We start from the raw sequence: 20,044 nt of genomic DNA on the forward strand, positions 1-20,044 counted from the left end.
AAAGCATAAAAAAGCTGCAAACCATTTCAATAGTTAAAGCAGCTTTTTTCTTTTACAATAAAATCCTTAAAATAAGGAAATGATAAGTGAAAGCAAGGTCAAAATTACGGGTCCGCCTTGCGTTAAAATAATTTTCTTATTGGCAGTTATAGCACCATAAATAGCAGCAAAGAAAACATTGAGTACAAAAACAGTTACAAGTAGCTGACTATTTGTAAAAATTCCATACAAGAGGAATACAGCAATCAAACCATTGTAAATCCCTTGATTTTTAAATAAGTTTGTAACAGAATCACGTTGAAGTTCTTCTTTGCTCATATTGAAAACACGACTAGTCGTGTCTGAATGTGTCGCAAAAGTTTCCAAATACATGATATAGAGATGCTCCAAAGCAACAATCCCAGCTAAAATTAGTGTAATAATAGACATAGTAGCCTCCTTCTTAAGTAACTTTGACAGTATATCAAAAGTAAACCTTTAAAACAACATGCATGCTTCATACAATTCGAAATATGGTAAAATAAAGAATGAAAGAGAGGTTCTTATGACAAAGACAGAAGTAATCCAACGTCTCCAAAAAGATCTGGGAATTCCCAGATTTCAGGCTTATATAGAGGATAAAGATTACTCCGAAGAGGAGTACGACCAACTAAAAAAAGATTTTGAAGCCTATTTCACTAACTACGTTTCAAATGTTTCAGCAGATTTTGAAGGCGGATTGGATAATAAATAATTTATACCTCAAAATCATCTATCATCATATTACGAATCCCCAGTCACTTGTACTAGACTAGGGACTTTTTTTATTAGAAAACAAAAAAGCCGTCTCATTCTATGAGATGGCCATGGAATCAATCTAGCAAATATCTAAGCAAACCCAGAAATCAACGATTTAAGATAAACAAAAAGCCCATAACAACGGGCTTTTTGCAAAATGAATCTTAAAATTAAAGCATTTTGTTGTAGAATTCAACGACAAGTGCTTCGTTGATTTCTGGGTTGATTTCATCACGTTCTGGAAGACGTGTCAATGAACCTTCAAGTTTTTCAGCATCGAATGATACAAATGCTGGACGTCCGATAGTAGCTTCTACTGCTTCAAGGATAGCAGGAACTTTAGCTGATTTTTCACGAACTGAGATTACTTGACCAACTTCAACGCGGTATGATGGGATATCAACACGTTTACCGTCAACAAGGATGTGACCGTGGTTTACGAATTGACGTGCTTGACGACGAGTAGTTGCAAGACCGAGACGGTAAACAACGTTGTCAAGACGACGTTCCAAAAGAACCATAAAGTTGAAACCAAGTGTTCCACCTTTAACTTTAGTAGCTTGTACGAACAAGTTACGGAATTGTTTTTCACCCAAACCGTATGAGAAACGAAGTTTTTGTTTCTCAGCCAATTGCAAACCGTACTCTGAAAGTTTTGAACGGTTGTTTGGACCGTGTTGACCTGGTACGTAGTTACGACGTGCCAATTCTTTACCTGTGCCTGTAAGTGAGAAACCAAGGCGACGTGATTGTTTCCATGATGGACCTGTATAACGTGACATTAATAATGTCCTCCTATAAAAAAATATTTTTAGGAAATAACGTTTTAGATAAACCTGATTCGTTCAGAAAGACTTCGCCCAAACAGCAAAGGTTACTTTTCTAGCCGACTTCCTGTTGACGAGCTTCATTTTATCCTGCTATTATTTCACATACTTTAGTATTTTACCACGAAAAAAAGCCCAAGTAAAGGCTTTTTCTTATTTATTTTCGATTTCAGCTTGTTCCTCAGGACTCAAATAACGAATGAGAGTCTTCTCAGTCAAAATATCTGAATAAGTGTAAGATTCAACATAACTATTATTAATAGCTCCTGCTTGAGAACTGAAGTCTTGATATTCAACAATAAACAATGATGGATAAACTTCTGTCAATCGACCAATTTTATTCTTTTCACGTTTACGTCCATTCTCTAGGGTCAATTCTACTAGCTGACCTTCATGTGACTTAATAGCTTCCTTGATGTTTTTCATCTTAGCAACATCTGCAAATGCATCACTCATATGTATGTATATCTCCTTAAATCTGAAAATTATGATTCCTCAAACTGAGCAATCGATGAAAATTTATTGTATTCTTTTTGGAATAGTAACTTGACTGTTCCACGCGCACCAGCACGGTTTTTTTCTAGGATAACTTCGATGGTATTATCTTCAATCGCATTCTCTGGTTCTTCACCTTCTTTTCGGTAGTAATCATCACGATATAAGAAGGCTACAATATCGGCATCCTGCTCGATAGATCCTGACTCACGAATATCAGACAAGACTGGACGTTTATCCTGACGTTGTTCAACCCCACGAGATAACTGACTCAAGGCAATTACAGGAACTTTAAGCTCCTTGGCCAGAATTTTTAACTGTCTTGAAATATCTGAAACCTCTTGTTGGCGATTTTCTGGTCGCGTCCCTGTAATCAACTGCAAATAGTCGATCACAATAAGACCGAGACCACCCTCTACTTCTTGTGACAATTTACGGGACCGTGCACGAATCTCAGTAATCTTTATACCCGGGGTATCATCTATATAAATAGGTGCCTCAGCCAATGCCCCTTGAGCAATCATCACATTATTCCAATCTTGCTCTGTCAATTGACCTGTACGTAAAGCATGGGAATCAATCATCCCTTCAGCTGCCAACATACGATCAACCAAGCTTTCTGCCCCCATCTCTAGTGAAAAGACTGCAACAGCTTTATTTTGCTTGGTGCCAACATTCTGAGCAATGTTCAACACAAAGGCCGTTTTACCAACTGCGGGACGAGCTGCTAAAATAATTAATTGATCAGGGTGTAAACCTGTTGTAATCTTGTCAAGGTCACGGAAACCTGTTGGTAACCCAGTAACATCTGATGTTTGCTGTGAACGCATCTCCAAAGTATTAAAATTGACATCAAGAACTTCAGATATTTTGCGGAAACCACTACGATTACTATGCTCTGAAACATCAACCAAGGCTTTCTCAGCATTCGCAATAATTTCATCAGATTCCGTTGCGCCCTCATATGCTTGGTTGACAGTCTCTGTCAACCTATTTATAATACGTCGAAGCATGGCTTTCTCAGCCACAATCTTAGCATAGTACTCAGCATTTGCGGATGTTGGGACACTATTGACCAAATCTACAAGATAAGAAATACCCCCTATATTTTGGAGGTCATCTTGGTCATCTAAAATGGTACGTACTGTCGTGGCATCAATGGCATCATTTCGATCCGACAGCGTTACCATTGCTTTAAAAATGACACGATGGGAATACTTGTAAAAGTCGTCTGCTTCGATAAATTCTCGAACTGTAATCAACTTTTCCGGGTTAATGAGAATAGCCCCTAGAACAGACTGTTCCGCTACTAAATCATGAGGTTGCACTCGTAATTCTTGAGCTTCTGCCACAATTATTCCCTCCTTTACAAGATTTACTTATAGTGTCAACGAATTACTCAGCACTATTTTTGATGTTAAGTTTAATTTGTGCACTCACTTCTTTATGAAGCTTTACAGGAACCTCAATTAGACCAATCGCACGAATAGGATGTTCAAGTTCAATATGGCGTTTATCAACTTTAATACCAAATTGTTTTTGAAGTCCTTCTGCAATCTTTTTGGCTGTAATTGAACCAAAAGTACGTCCGTCTGGTCCGACCTTCTCAGTAAATTGAAGACGATTTTCTTCTTTTTCAAGTTGCTCTTTAACTTGCTTCGCTTCAGCCAACAACTCTGCTGCATGTTTTTCTTCAGATTTTTGCTTACCTTTCAACTCACCGATAGCTTGGTTTGTCGCTTCCTTGGCAAGATTCTTTTTAATCAAGAAGTTTTGAGCGTAACCTGATGGTACTTCTTTAATTTCGCCTTTTTTACCTTTACCTTTAACGTCTTGTAAGAAAATAACTTTCATTTTAGTCCTCCTTGGGAGCCAATTCTCCCATAATAGTTTCAATCAATTTATTTTTTGCTTGAGCAACACTACAGTCTCGCAATTGGCAGGCCGCTAAGTTGAAATGGCCTCCACCACCCATTTTCTCCATAATACGTTGTACATTAATCGTTTTATGGCTTCGAGCAGATATATTCACAGTAGAATCACTGGTCCTAGCGACAACAAAAGTTGCTTCGATACCTGCCATGGCAAGCATCGTATCTGCTGCCTTAGAAATCACAACATTATTATAACATTTAGGATTATCACCTGAGGCAACAATGATATCATCTGTAATACGTTCACCTGCTAGAATTAGCTCATTGATACGTCGATACTCTTCAAAATCAGTGGCAGAAATCGTTTGGATTTCTCCACTATCACTTCCTAAACTACGCAGATAAGAGGCGACATCAAAGGTTCGACTAGTCACACGAGTTGAGAAATTTTTAGTATCCAACATGATACCTGCCATAAGGATAGAGGCTTGGATTTTACTTAAACGTTCTGGGGCACCTTGGAATTGCAATAACTCCGTAACCAATTCACAGGCTGAGCTCGCCCCACTTTCAATAAAGGTCAAAACAGCATTTTCAGGAAAATCATCATCTCGACGGTGATGGTCTACAACAATAACTTCATTAAATCGATCATAAAAATCCTTAGATAAGGTTAAATTGATTTTAGAATGGTCAACCATAATTAACAACGAATGTTGGTTGACTAACTCTTCGGCCTCTGAAAGTGTAATAAGAGGTGACTGACCATCTTCTTTTAGCCGTTCGACTGCACGCTCAATATCTGCATTCATAGCCGTATCATCGTAAACAGCATAGCTTTTTCGAACAATTTGACTGGCAAAATGAGCCATACCGACCGTTGCCCCTAGAGCATCCATATCGAGATTCTTATGTCCGACAACAAACACTTTTTCGACTGTTTTCAACTTATCAGAGATTGCAGTCATCATAGCCCTTGTTCTTGTACGAGAACGTTTTACTGTTGAAACAGAACCTCCTCCAAAATAAAGAAGTTCCTTGTGATCATCGTTTTCCTTGACAACAGCTTGATCTCCACCGCGAACTAGTGCGATATTCAGATTCTGCAAGGCAACCTGACCGATTTGATCATGCTTAAGCGTACCAAATGAAATTCCCATGCTCAAAGTCAGTGGTAAACCACGCTCCTGAGCCTGCTGACGGAAATCATCCAAGACAGAAAACTTTTGATCCATGAATTCTGTCAAAACACTGTAGTTGGTGAAGAAGTAAAAACGATCACCTTCAATACGTCGATAATGAATATGCTTGGCCTTAGCAAACTCAGAAATAAACCCTGCCACGAATGTGTTGATTTTTGAAACATCGGCATCGGGTAAACTTCCCGTCACATCGTCGTAGTTATCAACTGAAATAATCCCGATAACAGGACGAGTCATATTTGGATCAGCATTTTCATCTTGATCATAAACATTGTCAATAAAATATGTCAACTTATTGTCAAAATCCACAAAAGCGGCATATTTATTGTCACCAACGGTTATCACATTCGAAAGTGAACCCTTTCGTTTCTGGGAAATAAAATCCGCAATCAACTGCTTATTGAAATTTCCATTTTCATCCGAAAGTACTAGCTTCGCATAGGGGTTGAACCATTCAATATGATCGTTCTCATCAAAAGTAATAACCCCAACAGGCATCTTTCCGAGAAGGGTCTTCAAAGAATCTTCAACATCCTGATTCAGTTCATCTAATTGCTCTATTTCTAAGGACTCATATGTTGTCTTTTGGTAATGCAATAAGGCAACAACTACTACCATAATAATAAAAAGCGCAAAAATGAGTGCAGACTCCGATTTTAGTACGCGAACAAAAATAGTAGCAATTCCAAAAAGAATTAGCCCAATCATTACAAGATGAATCGTTGCAAAGTGAAATCTTTTCATATAAAACCTCTTAATCTAACAATTATAACATAAAAAAGCCTTAATTAAAAGGCTTTTAAACGTGTTAGCACCGTTAGTCTACTTTCCTGCGGGCCTTATTATTACCTTCAAGATAAACCATCAGAATTGAGATATCTGCTGGGTTGACCCCTGAAATACGACTCGCTTGACCAATGGTCTCAGGATTGATTTTCTTAAATTTTTGACGAGCTTCGGTAGCGATGGAATCAATAGCATCCCAATCAATATTTTTTGGAATCCTCTTTTCTTCCATACGCTTCATCTTAGCTACTTGATCCAAAGCTTTATTAATATAACCTTCATACTTGATTTCGATCTCAAGCAACTCTATAATCTTCGCGTCCAAATCTTCTACAGCTGGACCTACAAACTGAGTAGCTGTGGCGTAATCAATCTCTGGTCTACGCATAAACTCTTTAGCTGTCATGGCATCTGTCAATGGCTTAAAGCCTAGAGCTTGAATTTTTTCATTCGTTTCTTTAATAGGTTTTAATTTTTCTTTTGACAAACGTGTCAACTCGCTGTCAAACTGATTTTTCTTAATTTCAAAGATACGCCAACGTTCATCGTCAACCAAACCAACTTCTCGACCAATAGGTGTCAAGCGCATGTCAGCATTATCATGACGTAATATGAGACGATACTCTGCGCGTGATGTCAATAAACGATATGGCTCCAAAGTTCCTTTCGTGACAAGATCGTCAATCATTACACCAATATAGGCATCACTACGTTTGAGAATAAGTTCAGGTTTACCTTGAACTTTAAGAGCCGCATTGATACCAGCAACTAGACCTTGACCTGCTGCCTCCTCGTATCCAGAAGTTCCGTTGGTCTGTCCTGCTGTAAAGAGACCTGAAATCAACTTCGTTTCAAGTGTTGCACGTAGTTGATGAGGGAGCACGATATCATATTCAATCGCATAACCAGTTCGCATCATCTCTGCCTTTTCGAGACCTTTAATTGAGTGAATCAACTCTTTTTGAACATCTTCTGGCAGACTAGTTGACAGGCCTTGCACATAGACTTCCTCAGTCTCTCTTCCTTCAGGTTCAAGGAAAAGTTGATGGCGATTCTTATCGGCAAATCGGACAATTTTATCTTCGATTGATGGACAATAACGAGGTCCCACCCCCTTGACAATACCTGAAAACATTGGGGCACGGTGTAAATTGTTATTGATAATATCGTGGCTCTCTTGATTCGTATAAGTTAGCCAACAAGGAATTTGATCCTGAAGATAATCTTCATCCTTCGACAAGAATGAAAAATGATTCGGCTTTTCGTCACCTGGTTGAATTTCAGTTTCTTCATAATTAATTGATGATGCCTTGACACGAGGAGGGGTACCTGTTTTAAATCTTCCTATTTCAAGGCCAAGATCCCTCAAGTTATCTGCCAATGTAACAGATGCAAGACTATTATTAGGACCTGAAGAATATTTGAGCTCACCTAGGATAATTTCACCACGCAAAGCTGTTCCTGTTGTGACAACAACCGCTTTAGCTCCATATTTTTGATTTGTGGCTGTTCTGACACCAACTACCTTACCATCTTCAACAAGAATTTCATCAACCATGGACTGACGGAGAGTCAGGTTTTCCTGACGCTCAACTGTATGCTTCATTGTCATAGCATACAAGGCTTTATCGGCTTGTGCACGTAAAGCTCTGACAGCAGGTCCCTTACCGGTATTCAACATTTTCATCTGAATATAAGTTTTATCAATATTTTTACCCATCTCTCCACCAAGGGCATCAATCTCACGGACAACAATTCCCTTGGCCGATCCCCCAATGGAAGGATTACATGGCATAAAAGCCAGCATCTCTAGGTTAATAGTCGCTAATAAAACCTTACATCCCATGCGGGCTGCAGCTAAGCTAGCTTCCACACCAGCGTGACCAGCACCAACAACAATTACATCAAAATTTTCATCAAACTCGTAAGACATTTTTTAGATTTATGCAGTGATTTACAATCAACTGCCCATCCTTTCTTTGTTTTTTTCCTACAAAAATAGCCAAAACTCCAGAAAACTGTACGCAAAAACGCACAATTCTCATGAGCTTTGACCATCATGACTATTGTTAAAGTTATTTTATCAAATCAAATCGTTTTGTCAATGAAAATCACTATTTAATCAAGGTCTGCACACTGACGATAATCATCTGTATACCTATTGAGAATAGTAAAAGTCCCATCATTTTCGTGATAATTTTCATCAAATTTTCTCCCAAGAAGCCTGCAATTTGTTTTGCACTTCTTAACAGGAGATAAGTGATGACACATAGTAGAGCAAAAGCAACTACGGTTATCAGTTGATTCTGCAAACCTCCATTAGCCAGACTTAAAGCAGTTGTAATTGTACCTGGTCCCGCAAAAAGTGGCATTGCAAGAGGAGAAATAGCAATAGACATTGGATCTGAATTTACTGCTTGCTGCTCCATTCCTTTATAGCTGGGTGAATGATTACCATTAATCATATGATAACCGATAACGGCCACTAATATTCCACCAGCAATTCTGAAAGAAACAATTGTAATTCCAAATACTTTAAAAATGAAATCTCCTGAAAAGATAAAAACAGTTATAATAACAAAGGCAATCAAAAGACTCCTAAAAGCAATTTTTCGTGAAATTTTTTGACTATCATCTGCTACTAAAGCCATGTAAGCAGGAAGATTTGAAATTGGGTTCATTATAGCGAAAAATGCCATAAATGCATAAAAAAATTGAGAACTCATCGTTTTTACTTAACTCCAGTTAGATATACTGACAAACTTTTCCGTCTTTATACGCTTGGTCAATAATACCGCCGCCCAAACATTCCTGACCATCATAGAAAACAACGGCTTGACCTGGTGTAATAGCACGCTGAGGTTCAGCAAAAATCACCTCTGCTTTATCACCTTTAACCTTTACAGTAACTTTACTATCAGGTTGACGATAACGGAATTTTGCTGTACATTCCATTTCAAATTCTTCTGGCATATCTCGAGTAAAGTGAATCATTGAAGCGTCAAGAGAAGTTGACATCAAGGACTCATGGTGGAAACCTTGACCCACGTAAAGAATATTTTTAGAAAGATCTTTTCCTACTACAAACCAAGGAGCATTATCTCCACCTTTTTGGCCACCAATACCCATACCACCACGTTGACCAATGGTATAATACATGAGTCCATTGTGTTCACCCATATCACGACCATCGACAGTCATCATACGACCTTTTTGAGCTGGTAAGTATTGACTAAGAAACTCTTTAAAGTTTTTCTCACCAATAAAACATATTCCTGTTGAATCTTTTTTATTGGCTGTTGCAAGACCTGCACGTTCAGCAATCTCACGAACTTCTGGTTTTTGTAGATGTCCTAAAGGAAACATCGTTTTCTGCAACTGCTCTTGCGAAAGTTGACTAAGGAAGTAGGTTTGATCTTTATTGTTATCTGCACCACGCAACATATGGAAAATGCCATCTTCATCGCGAACAACTTGAGCGTAATGTCCTGTAGCCACATAATCCGCTCCCAATGTCATCGCATAATCTAAGAAAGCCTTAAACTTGATTTCCTTATTACACATAACGTCTGGATTAGGGGTACGGCCTGCACGGTACTCTGCTAAGAAATACTCAAATACACGATCCCAGTACTCTTTTTCAAAGTTGACAGAGTAATAGGGGATACCAATCTGATCAGCTACTGCTGCTACATCTTTATAATCTTCGGTTGCTGTACACACACCAAATTCATCTGTGTCATCCCAGTTTTTCATGAAAACACCGATTACATCATAACCTTGCTCTTTTAAAAGTAAGGCTGTTACTGATGAATCAACGCCACCACTCATACCGACAACAACACGTGTTTTTGAATTATCAGTCATAGATAACTCCTCCCATCAAATAAAAATTAACATAGACTTGAAGGGTCTAGTTATTCAAATATCGATTTGAAGGTCGATTTTGAAGCGTAAAAGCACGCAAGCTTAATTATATCATGATTAAAGAATAATGCAAAAAGGTTACCACTAGGCAACCTTTTTGATACTTATTTTTGTGTAAAGCCACTGTAAACCTATTACTACCAAGACTATTATTGGAATCAATAACGCTACAAATAGCCATCCTGGCTCCTTATAACTTAATAAAAGTTTATTTTGTCCTTCTTGTGAGGAAACGGTCGGTGTACCAATCGTTGACAAGTCATAGTCATCCTTGTCTAGTTCTTTACCATTTAGTGTCAAGATAGAATCTTTATAGACAACTATCGGTAGATTCAGTTCCTCCCCTTCAGCAGCCTGCCAAGTTAATACAAGATAACCATCTTCGAGTAGCTTTTCTGCCTTCTGATTCGTAACGATATTTTCGTAATAAAGATCATAAGTGTTCTGCTTACCTATTGTCCCATAAATAGGTACGTAATCTGGTGTGGGTTTGACAACTAAATTTAAAAACTGTGACAAGTCACTGTCATTCATGGTAAGACTTATCGTCTGATAATCTCCTTCAACGTAAGTATGTTTAACAATGGAAATAAGTTCACCATCTTGTGCCGCCGTTTTTACACGATCGGTAGTATCCATCATGTTCTGAATAAGACCAACACCCGCAAAGGCAAAGAGTAAAACAGCAATACTTTTTCGCCAGTTTACAAATCGCGTGACCGTTAACCCCGTAATTGCTAAAAGTAAAATAGTGGCAGGAACAAAGAATCTAAATGGAAATTGAATCAGTTCAGCAAATGTATTTCCATTTTCTACTAGATACTGCCACGGAAAAAGACCTGTCGACAAGAAGAAGAAGACAAAATAAATAAAATGTAGTATTTTTTTCCATCTAGCAAATTTCTTCCAATTCAAAACAGCGTAAAGAAACTGTAAAATGAGTAACACCATTAAAGAAATTGGAGTATATAGCCAGTATCTTGCTGTTCCATCTATCCCATTCTTACCTATTTCTCTATTTATAAATGGATCTAAGAGATGATTAGTCCCTCTCAAATATAGGAGTACTAACCAGACATTGACAGTCAGTAAGAGGAACAAAATGACTGCTATAAGGACTTGTACGAAGGTTTCCTTTTTCTTAGCAATAGGAGACTTTACAAAAGTGTAAAGATAAAAAGGAAGATACATCATCACTAGTATCAAAGCACTGAGTACGTGAACCTGAAAAATCAATGCCATAGACAAGGCAAGTCTAATTGGTTCTACTTTTTGATAAAAGACATAGTGAATTGCCGGAATAAAACAAAAAGGTAGTAATGCTGCTCCCCAACTAGAGAAACCCTGACGCATCGTCCAGTATTGGATAGAGAATGTTGTCGCATAGAGTAAACCTAGTGACAAGGCAATGTTTGTCTTAACTTTACACTGCTTGAGCAAGGCATACATTGAGGACTCAGCTAGTATATGTAGTAATACCCTTGACACAATCTGATAACGAAACCAAGTGCGACTTATTAAAATAAGCCCTCCTTGTAAATAGGCAAAAAAAGGACCGTAAAGAGCATTGACAATGCGGCCTGACTGTTGGAATCCATATAAAGATAAAAAGTAAGAAAAGTTACCATTTTTTAGTTGCATAGCAGCTTCATAGAACCTGTTATAGTGAAAGATGGAATCTGAACCTAAAATGACTTTTCTTGTAAATAGTTGTGGTGTAACCAATAACACAGCAAAAGCTATAATAATAAGAGAAACCCACAACTTTTCTCTTAATTTAAAAATTTGTTTCATTGCTATACCTTTCATTCCTATTATAACAAAAAGCTCTATAAAACATATTACCTACATCCAAATTAAAAAGCTGAGAGTATGCTCCCAACTTCTATTAATATTTAATATTAGTAATTCCAAGCTGACAAACCTTGTGCGTTATAGGCATTCAAGGCTGATTGAATTTGATCCTCAACTGTTGCAGTAGAGCCCCATCCAGGCATTGTTTGAAAAAGACCTGATGCACCTGAACCATTTGCTGCAGTATGATCACCATTTGACTCACGCGCAATAATTGACTCCCAAGTTGACTGAGGAACACCAGTAGCTGCTGCCATCTGTGCCGCTGCATAAGAACCAACTTCTCCTGCAGTGTTACCATTTGAGAGAACAATTGACCCGCTACCAGTTGCAGCAACCGAAGGAGCTGTTCCAGTATTTTGAGTCGACGTAGTATCAGTATTCGTTGAAACAGCGCTTGTAGTAGTATCTAACTGAGACTTTTCAGCTGCTTCTACCGATTCTCCTGTTGTTTCTGACTGAGGCTTACTTTCTTCAACCTTTTCTTTGTTAGCTTTATTCTCTTTGCTTGAGCTAATTTCTGTTGATTTAACTAAATCTGCTGTCGATTCTGACGTTGTTGATGCTGTTGAAGGTGCTGGGGTAACAGAATCTGAAAATGCATTAACCAACCCTTTATTAATTAGTGTAGAAAGTGATACTGCCAAAATGACAATAAAACTTGTTACAATTGCTACTGGTACCGCCAATGATTTCTTCGCTGCTAATTTGATACGGCGTCCCTTATAACTTTTTTTTAACATAAATCCCTCCTAGTTAATTCTAGTTACATTCATCATAACTTAGTAATATTACTGCCGATTATTTGTATTATGTCTAATGTTACAATGATTTATCATTTTAATAAAAAAATGCCAAGAATCTGGCATTTTCCCCTTATTTGTATGAGGTTTGACTAGTTTTCCTCATAAGGCAGTAATAATGATTTAGTACCAACCATTAGCATTCCAGAAAGCAAGAGCTGCTGTCCATGAACCATAACGGCTTGCTACATAATTATCCGCTACCTTTTCTTGATTTTCAGGAGACAAGTCTCCGTTCAAATATGATGATGCTAATTGGTAACGTCCATAATATTGCCCATTTTGAGCTGTATAGCTACCGCTTGACTCACGTTGTGCGATTTCTTCTTTGGCAGCTGCCTCTGAAGAAGAAAGATTTGTATTGGTTGCTTGAGTATCTTCACTTTGTGTAGACTCTGTTGATTGTGTTGATTCAGCAGCTGCTTCTGTTGTAGCTGTTGTAGCTGAAGGTTCTGTAGTCTCTTCAGTTGTTTCATTAATTGTTAAGTTTTGACCAATAGAAATCTTATTGGCGTCTTGAATACCGTTTTTTGAAACGATTTCATCTACGGTCGTACCATTTTTCTTAGCAATAGCTGAAAGTGTATCGCCTTTTTGAACTGTGTAAGTTTCTGCATTAGCTAAAGCTGTTGCCCCAAGTGTTGCTACTGTAACAAGTCCAAAAAGACCTAATTTTTTAGTGTTAGATGTATTCTTTTTTTGCATGATGATGCTCCTTTATCTATTTATAGTCCAATCCATATTAGTCAAAGATTTTAAGTTATTTTATTGTTTATGACTAATAGGTAAATCAACTGGCTTACTCTATATAGGGATTTCTCAATCCAGATTAAGCTGAAGAACTATAACCATGTATCTATGATACCTTGGAAATATAACATCCCCTTGTTAGGGATATTAAAAATATTACAAGTAGGTTGGGATTAGACGAAAAAAGAACGCCTACGTGGGCGTCCATCTATAACTTCTAGGTCTTAAGACCTAGTTTTTATTTATCTCAACGAGTTAACTCTTAAGATAAAAAAGCATTAATCCTAAAGCTAAAATAGCAATAATTGATAAGGTATCTCGACCATTCCATGAAAGTCGACGATATTTTGTTCGTCCTTCACCACCTTGATAGCCTCGTGCTTCCATAGCAATCGCCAGAGCATCTGCTCGTTTAAAGCTTGATGCAAACAAAGGAATTAAAATAGGTATTATTGACCGTACCTTTTGAATAATACTTCCTTCACCAAAGTCAACACCACGCGCCTTTTGAGCATTCATAATACGAGTCGTATCATCCATCAAAGTTGGTACAAAACGTAGACTCAAAGATAGCATTAAACCAATTTCATGTGCTGGCACTCTGAAAACAGTAAGAGGTTTTAAAAGTGATTCAACTGCATCAGATAAACTTAAAGGTGTTGTCGTTAGAGTAAGTAGGGTGGAAAAACTAATAATGAGGATAAATCTAAGGAATATCATCCAACCTTGATTTAAACCGACTTCCGTAATCTTTAAAAAGCCGATAGACCAAAGCACACTCCCTTTTGTATTGAAGAAAACTTGAAATAGGGTAGAAAATAAAATAATCCAAATCATTGGTTTGATTCCACCTAAAAAGAAACCAAGTTTTATTTTAGACAAGAAAACCAAGAAAAGTGTAAATAAAGTTATTACAGCATAAGTTAAAGGATTATTAGCCCAAAAGATAATAACAATATAAATCAACATGGCTAATAATTTACTTCTAGGATCTAATCGGTGTATAAAAGAGTCCCCAACAATATAACGTCCAATAATTAACTTATCCATGCGACACCACCTCTACGAATTCCTCGATTGTAATAGGGAGACTTTCAAATTGATAACCTTTTTCTTGTAGCTGTAGCGCAAACTCTGTGATTTTAGGAACACCTAACTGCTTTTCTTTAAGAAAAGTAACCTTTTGAAAAACATCTTTAGGAGCTCCTGACAACACTAGTTGCCCTTTTTCCATAACATTCACAGCTGTCGCATAATCGGCAACATCATCCATCAAGTGGGTTACTAAAACAATCGTCATTCCAGAAAGATGTAACTCCTTAAAGAGAGACATCAATTCCTTCCGGCCCTGTGGATCTAGACCGGCAGTTGGTTCATCCAGCACTAGAATATCTGGTTGCATAGCTAGAATCCCTGCGATGGCAACACGTCGCATTTGTCCCCCTGATAAATCAAAAGGATTCTGTCCATGAAACTCTTCCGGGAGTCCAACTAATTTTAGACTTTCAATAGCACGTTGTTCTGCTTCTTCCTTAGAAACTCCGAAATTTTGAGGTCCAAAGGCAACATCTTCTAAAACAGTTTCTGCAAATAACTGACTTTCTGGAAATTGGAAAACTAAACCTACCTTCTTACGAACTGGTTTTATGTCCTTATTCTTTGATTGACTGGTTATGATCGTATCATCAACTTGAACCTGACCACTAGTGGGTAAATAAAGGCCATTCAAGAGCTGCATAATAGTAGATTTACCACTTCCTGTATGTCCAATAAAGGCCGTATATGAACCATCTTTTATCGTCGTCGTCATATCAAAAAGGGCACGCCCCTCAAAAGGAGTACCCGCTTGATAGATATAACTTACATTTTTGAGAGAAATTCCCATAGTTGTTCTACCAATTCCTTTTCTGTCAGATAGTCTTCACAATCTATCAGACCTTTATTTCTTAGCTTTTGAGTTAATAATGCACTAAAAGGGATATCTAAACCTAAGTCAACTAACTCTGAGCCTCTACTAAATAGTTCACGAGGACTTGAAACAGACTCCACTTTACCTTTTTTCAAAACCAAAACACGGTCACTCAAAGCGACCTCATCGAGATCATGAGTAATTGATAAAACAGTCATTCCGTATTCTTTACGAATAGCTTTAATAGATTGAATCAATTCCTGGCGACCTTCCGGGTCAAGCATGCTAGTTGCCTCATCCAAAATCAAAATAGATGGTCTCATAGCTACAATACCTGCGATAGCCACACGTTGTTTTTGGCCTCCAGATAATCTAGCTGGCTCTCTATCCTTAAATTCTGACATTCCCACAAATTCCAGAGCCTCTTGAACTCTTGAAGCCATTTCTTCATAGGGAACACCTTTATTTTCAAGACCAAAAGCAACATCATCTTCAACAGTTGCCCCAACAAATTGATTATCTGGATTTTGAAAGACCATACCAATCTTATCACGGATATCCCAGACATTGTCTTCTGTTAATTCTTGACCATCAACAATAATCTGCCCAGACTCTGCCACTAATAGTCCGTCAATAAGACGTGCTGTCGTGGATTTTCCAGAACCATTATGCCCTACAATGGATAACCATTCCCCACGTTTCACGTGAAACGATACATCATCAAGAATATAGGATGGTTGATCTTGATGATATTTAAACTTTAAATTTTTTATTTCAATCATTGATTTATCGTACTACTTGAAAGTATCCTTAAATAAGAAACCTGCACCTTTGAAATAATCATAGCCTGAGTAAATTGTAAAGAACAAAGCAATATAAAGCATAATTGTTCCTACAAAATGCAGATGACACAATAATAGAATGATAGATAACATCTGAGTCACTGTCTTAATCTTACCAGGCATAGCTGCAGCGAGAACTGTACCACCATTCTCCACTAATAAAAGACGAAGACCTGTGACTGCAAGCTCACGACAGATAATAACTGAAACCACCCAAGCTGGCGCTTGATTAATACCGACTAACATAATAAATGCTGACATCACTAGCATCTTATCTGCCAATGGATCTGCAAATTTCCCAAAATTAGTAACAACATGCCATTTTCGTGCCAAATAGCCATCTAAATAATCTGTAATACTGGCAATAGCGAAGACAACCGCAGCAGCAATATGCATGACATTACTTGACGCAAGTGATGTCATCAGTAAAAAGATAGGAATCAAAACAATTCTAGCAAGTGTCAATAAATTAGGTAAATTTTCTTTTTTAAACATTTCTTCTCGATTCTATTGGATTCTTAATGTGAGGTAGCTAGGTGTATTTTTATCTAATTGAGATAAATCAAGTGACTCCCCATTTACCTTTAGAGTTACTTTTGAAGATTGAGCAATAATAATTTAAGTTGGTTTAGTTTTATCAGAAAAATCTAAAGAGTATTTTGAGTTTTTCGTTTTTGAAAGGAGGTAACTCTCTGAAGTATCTGAGTTATCTACTGAAAACCATGTGTCATCGCTATCTTTTGATAACTCCACATCTAAAACTACTGAAGAATTTACATTGGAGAAATCAACCATTAGTTGATTGCCTTGGGTTGTCGTTGTAACATTTGCCCCCGAAACGGTAACCTCAGAAATGCTTCGTGACGATTTAGCCCTACTAGCCGTTGACAGATGATTAACTGTAGAGATAGTATTTGGTTTTATCACCTGAGGTTGATTAGAAAGATGTCTAATAATAATATAACCTACTGAGCAGATGATAAGTAACGAAACCGCACTAAGCATTAGTAAAGGTAGATAGTTAGACTTTCTTTTTTCTTCACGTTTATGCTTTAAAAAGCGTGACATAGGAGCTTTAGCAGCTAAGGCATCTTCCTTACGTTCAACTGGTTTCTTCTCTTTTTTTAGTTTTTGCTCATTCTGTCTCTGCTCCTCAAACAGACGTTTTCCATCTAAACCAACCGAAGTGGCATACTTTTCAAGCGCCTCTTGCTGAATGTCCTCTGGCAAAGCTTTAAGTTGATCCATTTCCATAGCCAGAAGAAACTGGGCTTCGACTCCAGAAATTTTTTCTACATCATACAAACTTAACTCTTTCTTTATACGCGCTGCACGTAATTGCTCACCTAGAGAGTGTAACTTCATTTTTCCCCTTTCTAATATTCTTCTTTGTTTTCGTGTCTCTATTATAGCAAATAATCACTTATTTAGGGAAGACAACAAAATCGGTAATCTCCATATTTGAGAGATAGTGATTCAAAAAATCCTTCAACTCCTTGGAAGTAATGCTCATCAGTTCCTGACCAAAATCAAAGTATGTTTTATCATTCTCAAAATAAGCTAAATATTGGCTTCCTAAATTCTGGATATTGTCTAGACTACGTAAAAATTCACCATACAAAGCTTTCTTTTGTAGATCCAATGCTTCTTCCGTCAACAATCGTTTTTTATCTGCCGATGTCATCACTTGACGAATTAAACTTGACATACGGATAGGCTCTGCAGTGTCCATAGTCATAATGACAAATGAATATCGATTAGATACCTCGTATTCAATTGACACAGACTCGTCTATTTTTCCTTCAGCATACCAATTTTGATAATAAGGAGACGTCCAGCCAAACAGTAAATTGAACAATAACTGTACCAGTATATTTTCTCTCATACGATTATCAGTAAAAGGAACACTCTTAAAACCAATGGCTAGTTTTGAGATGAATATCTCCATTTGAAGACTATCTAATTTTTGGATATCTGACTCAATGGGGTGCTTTTCTTTCTCGACTATTCTCTCAGGTGGTGTAAACTTACTTTGTTTTTCGTTGACAAAGTTGTAAATTTTTTCAACATCAAATTCGCCCACTAAGACGAGATGACAGTTTGCTGGCCTGTAAAAGCAATCAAAATTATCTTTCAAGTCCTTTACAGTGATTTCTTCAATGCTATCAACACTTCCAGCAATGTCTTGACCTAATATAGTATTGGGATACAAACTTTGTAAACAACCTAGATAAACTCTGTAGTCAGGATCATCCTGATACATATTTATTTCTTGTTCAATAATTCTTTTTTCATGATTGACAGCATCTTCAGAACTTGTAAAGCTCGATGTAAACTTTAATAAAAGCTCTAAAGACTCCTCAAAGTGGTCAAGGGTAGAAAAATAATATGTTGTCTTCTCCAATGTTGTAAAAGCATTGACATCAGCTCCAAGCTTGACAAAATCCAATGTCACATCCCTTCCCTGCTCATCCTCAAATAGCTTGTGTTCAAGAAAATGAGCAATACCTGCAGGGTAAGATTGTAACTCACCATCAATATAGAAGTGATTATCTAGCGCCCCAAAATTTGTTGACAAAAAGGCGGCTTTTTCTACAAATCCTTTTTTCTTAATGATTGATAAAGACATACCACTATCTAAAATTGCTGAATAAACTTCTTCATCAATTTTTTGATAATAACGTTTCTTCAAAGCAGCCATTCTAAGACACTCCTTCTAAAAAGAACAAACTCTGTAGCTTAACTTGACGCGCTACACGGCAAACATCTTTTTTAGTAACCTTCTCAATCTCATCTAACCAATTCTCCAATGAAAGACTTTTATCGCCAAAAATCACCTTATTAAAACGTTGTTCCACTAATGTTAAGGCATGATCTTCAGAGAGTAGGGCATTCATTCGTATGATTTTTTTGGTTTGATTCAGGAGAGAACTTGAAAAACGTCCTAATTTAATGTAATTCAATTCTCTACTAATTCCTCGCATAGCCTGATTTCTATTAGATTTTTCAATTCCAGCGTAAACTTCCAGTAAACCTGTAAAGATATCAAATTGACTGCTAATTGAATAAGCCAAACCTTCCTTTTCTCGAAGTGTTGTAAACAAGGCTGAATGGGCAAATTCACCAAACATGGCATTGAATACAATTAAAGCAAAGTAATCTTTATCTCCATATTGACACGGAAATTGGTACCCTAGCTGTAAAATAGATTGACTACTCTGTCTAGGTTCTATCTTTTCTTTCACAACATTGACATAGGGTTGACTATAGCTAAACTGTAAATCAACTTGACGTCCCTCCAAAGGAAAACGATGTAACGCTTGGAGTACTTGATAATCATCAAATTCTCCAACCATAAAGATATCAATACGATCTCTTGTCAACATGCTTTGAAATTCTTGATAAGCTGTAAACGAGGTTTCTGCTTCAACAAGTTCTACTTGACCATATTTGGGAACTTTCAAGCCCTCGTTCACAAAATAAAGCTCTCTTCCCTTAACTTCACTGTAATAGTAATTATTCTCTGTGTCAACATCCAGGTAGGTCATTAAATTTTGTTTTTCTATGTCAAATACTTTATTTTGGTATTGAGCTACTCTTGACAGCGGCTTGTAAAGACACTCTTTCAAAAATCCTAGCACTTCCCAAAATAATCCTTCATTCGTAGGGATAAAAGCATCTTTCAGATATGTCAACTCGATATCAACGCTATGTGTCAATCCTTTAGTTGACACTCTAGTTGACAACTGTGTTCCATAAAGAGAAGCTAGTCTCTCTTTAAAAGACTGTACTGTTGGATACGTCTGATTGGCTGTAGCCAACATTTGTGAAACTAGGGCTCGTTTAGCAATTGTTTGTTTATTCAAAGAACCTGTCATTCGAAAAACAATACGATTAGTTTTATATTTTTGTGTTGGAATGAAGTGTACATAGACACCATCAGCAATTTTCATTGATAACCTCTAAAAAGTTTATGCTTCCAATTATACCATTTTTAT

The 20,044-nt window shown here is 37.2% G+C and carries 19 protein-coding genes and 1 pseudogene; 1 reads left to right on the plus strand and 19 read right to left on the minus strand.

The genetic code is table 11. The annotated features are described in order from the left end of the window. Nucleotides 1–66: 66 nt before the first annotated feature. Nucleotides 67–429: a DUF1304 domain-containing protein gene (locus O3670_RS06835; protein WP_021144746.1), complete on the minus strand. Its 363-nt coding sequence runs from the start codon at nt 427–429 to the stop codon at nt 67–69. 115 nt (nt 430–544) lie between these two features. Between O3670_RS06835 and O3670_RS06840 the strand changes: the two genes are divergently transcribed. Next, nucleotides 545–733 carry a hypothetical protein gene (locus O3670_RS06840; protein WP_002885644.1) on the plus strand — a complete coding sequence of 63 codons (189 nt, stop codon included), beginning with the start codon at nt 545–547 and terminating at the stop codon, nt 731–733. Nucleotides 734–947: 214 nt separating this feature from the next. Here O3670_RS06840 and rpsD read toward each other — a convergent pair whose 3' ends face one another. The 18 genes and pseudogenes from rpsD to yfmF form a co-directional block, all read right to left on the minus strand. Further along, nucleotides 948–1,559, minus strand: coding sequence for a 30S ribosomal protein S4 (gene rpsD / locus O3670_RS06845; RefSeq protein WP_002885833.1), 612 nt, complete (start codon nt 1,557–1,559; stop codon nt 948–950). Nucleotides 1,560–1,757: 198 nt separating this feature from the next. After that, entirely contained in the window at nt 1,758–2,060 is a 303-nt protein-coding gene (locus O3670_RS06850; RefSeq protein ID WP_002885699.1) for a Veg family protein, read from the minus strand. Nucleotides 2,061–2,089: 29 nt separating this feature from the next. After that, nucleotides 2,090–3,451, minus strand: a complete 1,362-nt coding sequence (gene dnaB, locus O3670_RS06855; RefSeq protein WP_002892156.1) for a replicative DNA helicase — start codon at nt 3,449–3,451, stop codon at nt 2,090–2,092. Between the two features lie 43 nt (nt 3,452–3,494). Further along, a complete protein-coding gene (gene rplI, locus O3670_RS06860) occupies nt 3,495–3,953 on the minus strand; it encodes a 50S ribosomal protein L9 (RefSeq protein ID WP_002885729.1) in 459 nt (152 codons plus the stop codon). Nucleotide 3,954: 1 nt separating this feature from the next. Next, entirely contained in the window at nt 3,955–5,919 is a 1,965-nt protein-coding gene (locus tag O3670_RS06865; protein ID WP_371595925.1) for a GGDEF domain-containing protein, read from the minus strand. Between the two features lie 73 nt (nt 5,920–5,992). Continuing rightward, the gene (mnmG, locus tag O3670_RS06870; protein WP_371595926.1) at nt 5,993–7,894 is read right to left on the minus strand and encodes a tRNA uridine-5-carboxymethylaminomethyl(34) synthesis enzyme MnmG; all 1,902 of its coding nucleotides are present in this window, start codon (nt 7,892–7,894) and stop codon (nt 5,993–5,995) included. 181 nt (nt 7,895–8,075) lie between these two features. Continuing rightward, nucleotides 8,076–8,687 (minus strand): MarC family protein, encoded by a 612-nt coding sequence (locus O3670_RS06875; RefSeq protein WP_021144748.1) that lies wholly within the window; start codon nt 8,685–8,687, stop codon nt 8,076–8,078. Between the two features lie 19 nt (nt 8,688–8,706). Then, the gene (gene mnmA / locus O3670_RS06880; protein ID WP_021144749.1) at nt 8,707–9,828 is read right to left on the minus strand and encodes a tRNA 2-thiouridine(34) synthase MnmA; all 1,122 of its coding nucleotides are present in this window, start codon (nt 9,826–9,828) and stop codon (nt 8,707–8,709) included. Between the two features lie 144 nt (nt 9,829–9,972). Further along, nucleotides 9,973–11,682: a putative glycosyltransferase family protein gene (locus O3670_RS06885; protein WP_038676920.1), complete on the minus strand. Its 1,710-nt coding sequence runs from the start codon at nt 11,680–11,682 to the stop codon at nt 9,973–9,975. Nucleotides 11,683–11,789: 107 nt separating this feature from the next. Beyond that, a complete protein-coding gene (locus O3670_RS06890) occupies nt 11,790–12,485 on the minus strand; it encodes a transglycosylase SLT domain-containing protein (protein ID WP_371595927.1) in 696 nt (231 codons plus the stop codon). Nucleotides 12,486–12,668: 183 nt separating this feature from the next. Then, entirely contained in the window at nt 12,669–13,250 is a 582-nt protein-coding gene (gene apf / locus O3670_RS06895; RefSeq protein ID WP_002885621.1) for an aggregation-promoting factor, read from the minus strand. A gap of 300 nt (nt 13,251–13,550) precedes the next feature. Beyond that, nucleotides 13,551–14,345: an energy-coupling factor transporter transmembrane component T family protein gene (locus O3670_RS06900; RefSeq protein WP_270282337.1), complete on the minus strand. Its 795-nt coding sequence runs from the start codon at nt 14,343–14,345 to the stop codon at nt 13,551–13,553. Further along, nucleotides 14,338–15,180 carry an energy-coupling factor transporter ATPase gene (locus O3670_RS06905; protein WP_048676461.1) on the minus strand — a complete coding sequence of 281 codons (843 nt, stop codon included), beginning with the start codon at nt 15,178–15,180 and terminating at the stop codon, nt 14,338–14,340. The genes O3670_RS06900 and O3670_RS06905 overlap by 8 nt, the downstream gene beginning before the upstream one ends. Beyond that, nucleotides 15,156–15,986 carry an energy-coupling factor ABC transporter ATP-binding protein gene (locus O3670_RS06910; RefSeq protein WP_038676925.1) on the minus strand — a complete coding sequence of 277 codons (831 nt, stop codon included), beginning with the start codon at nt 15,984–15,986 and terminating at the stop codon, nt 15,156–15,158. The genes O3670_RS06905 and O3670_RS06910 overlap by 25 nt, the downstream gene beginning before the upstream one ends. 12 nt (nt 15,987–15,998) lie before the next feature. Further along, nucleotides 15,999–16,541, minus strand: coding sequence for a CDP-diacylglycerol--glycerol-3-phosphate 3-phosphatidyltransferase (pgsA, locus tag O3670_RS06915; RefSeq protein ID WP_002885640.1), 543 nt, complete (start codon nt 16,539–16,541; stop codon nt 15,999–16,001). Nucleotides 16,542–16,553: 12 nt separating this feature from the next. After that, nucleotides 16,554–17,411 (minus strand): annotated as a pseudogene (locus O3670_RS06920) (helix-turn-helix domain-containing protein). A gap of 58 nt (nt 17,412–17,469) precedes the next feature. Beyond that, on the minus strand, nt 17,470–18,747 hold the full coding sequence (yfmH, locus tag O3670_RS06925; protein WP_014635199.1) for an EF-P 5-aminopentanol modification-associated protein YfmH: 1,278 nt from the start codon (nt 18,745–18,747) through the stop codon (nt 17,470–17,472). A gap of 1 nt (nt 18,748) precedes the next feature. Then, complete coding sequence (yfmF, locus tag O3670_RS06930) at nt 18,749–19,999, minus strand: EF-P 5-aminopentanol modification-associated protein YfmF (RefSeq protein ID WP_014635200.1); 1,251 nt, start codon at nt 19,997–19,999, stop codon at nt 18,749–18,751. Nucleotides 20,000–20,044: the final 45 nt, after the last annotated feature.

Source organism: Streptococcus sp. 27098_8_74, assembly GCF_041431705.1.
GTDB classification, from domain to species: Bacteria; Bacillota; Bacilli; order Lactobacillales; family Streptococcaceae; genus Streptococcus; species Streptococcus salivarius_E.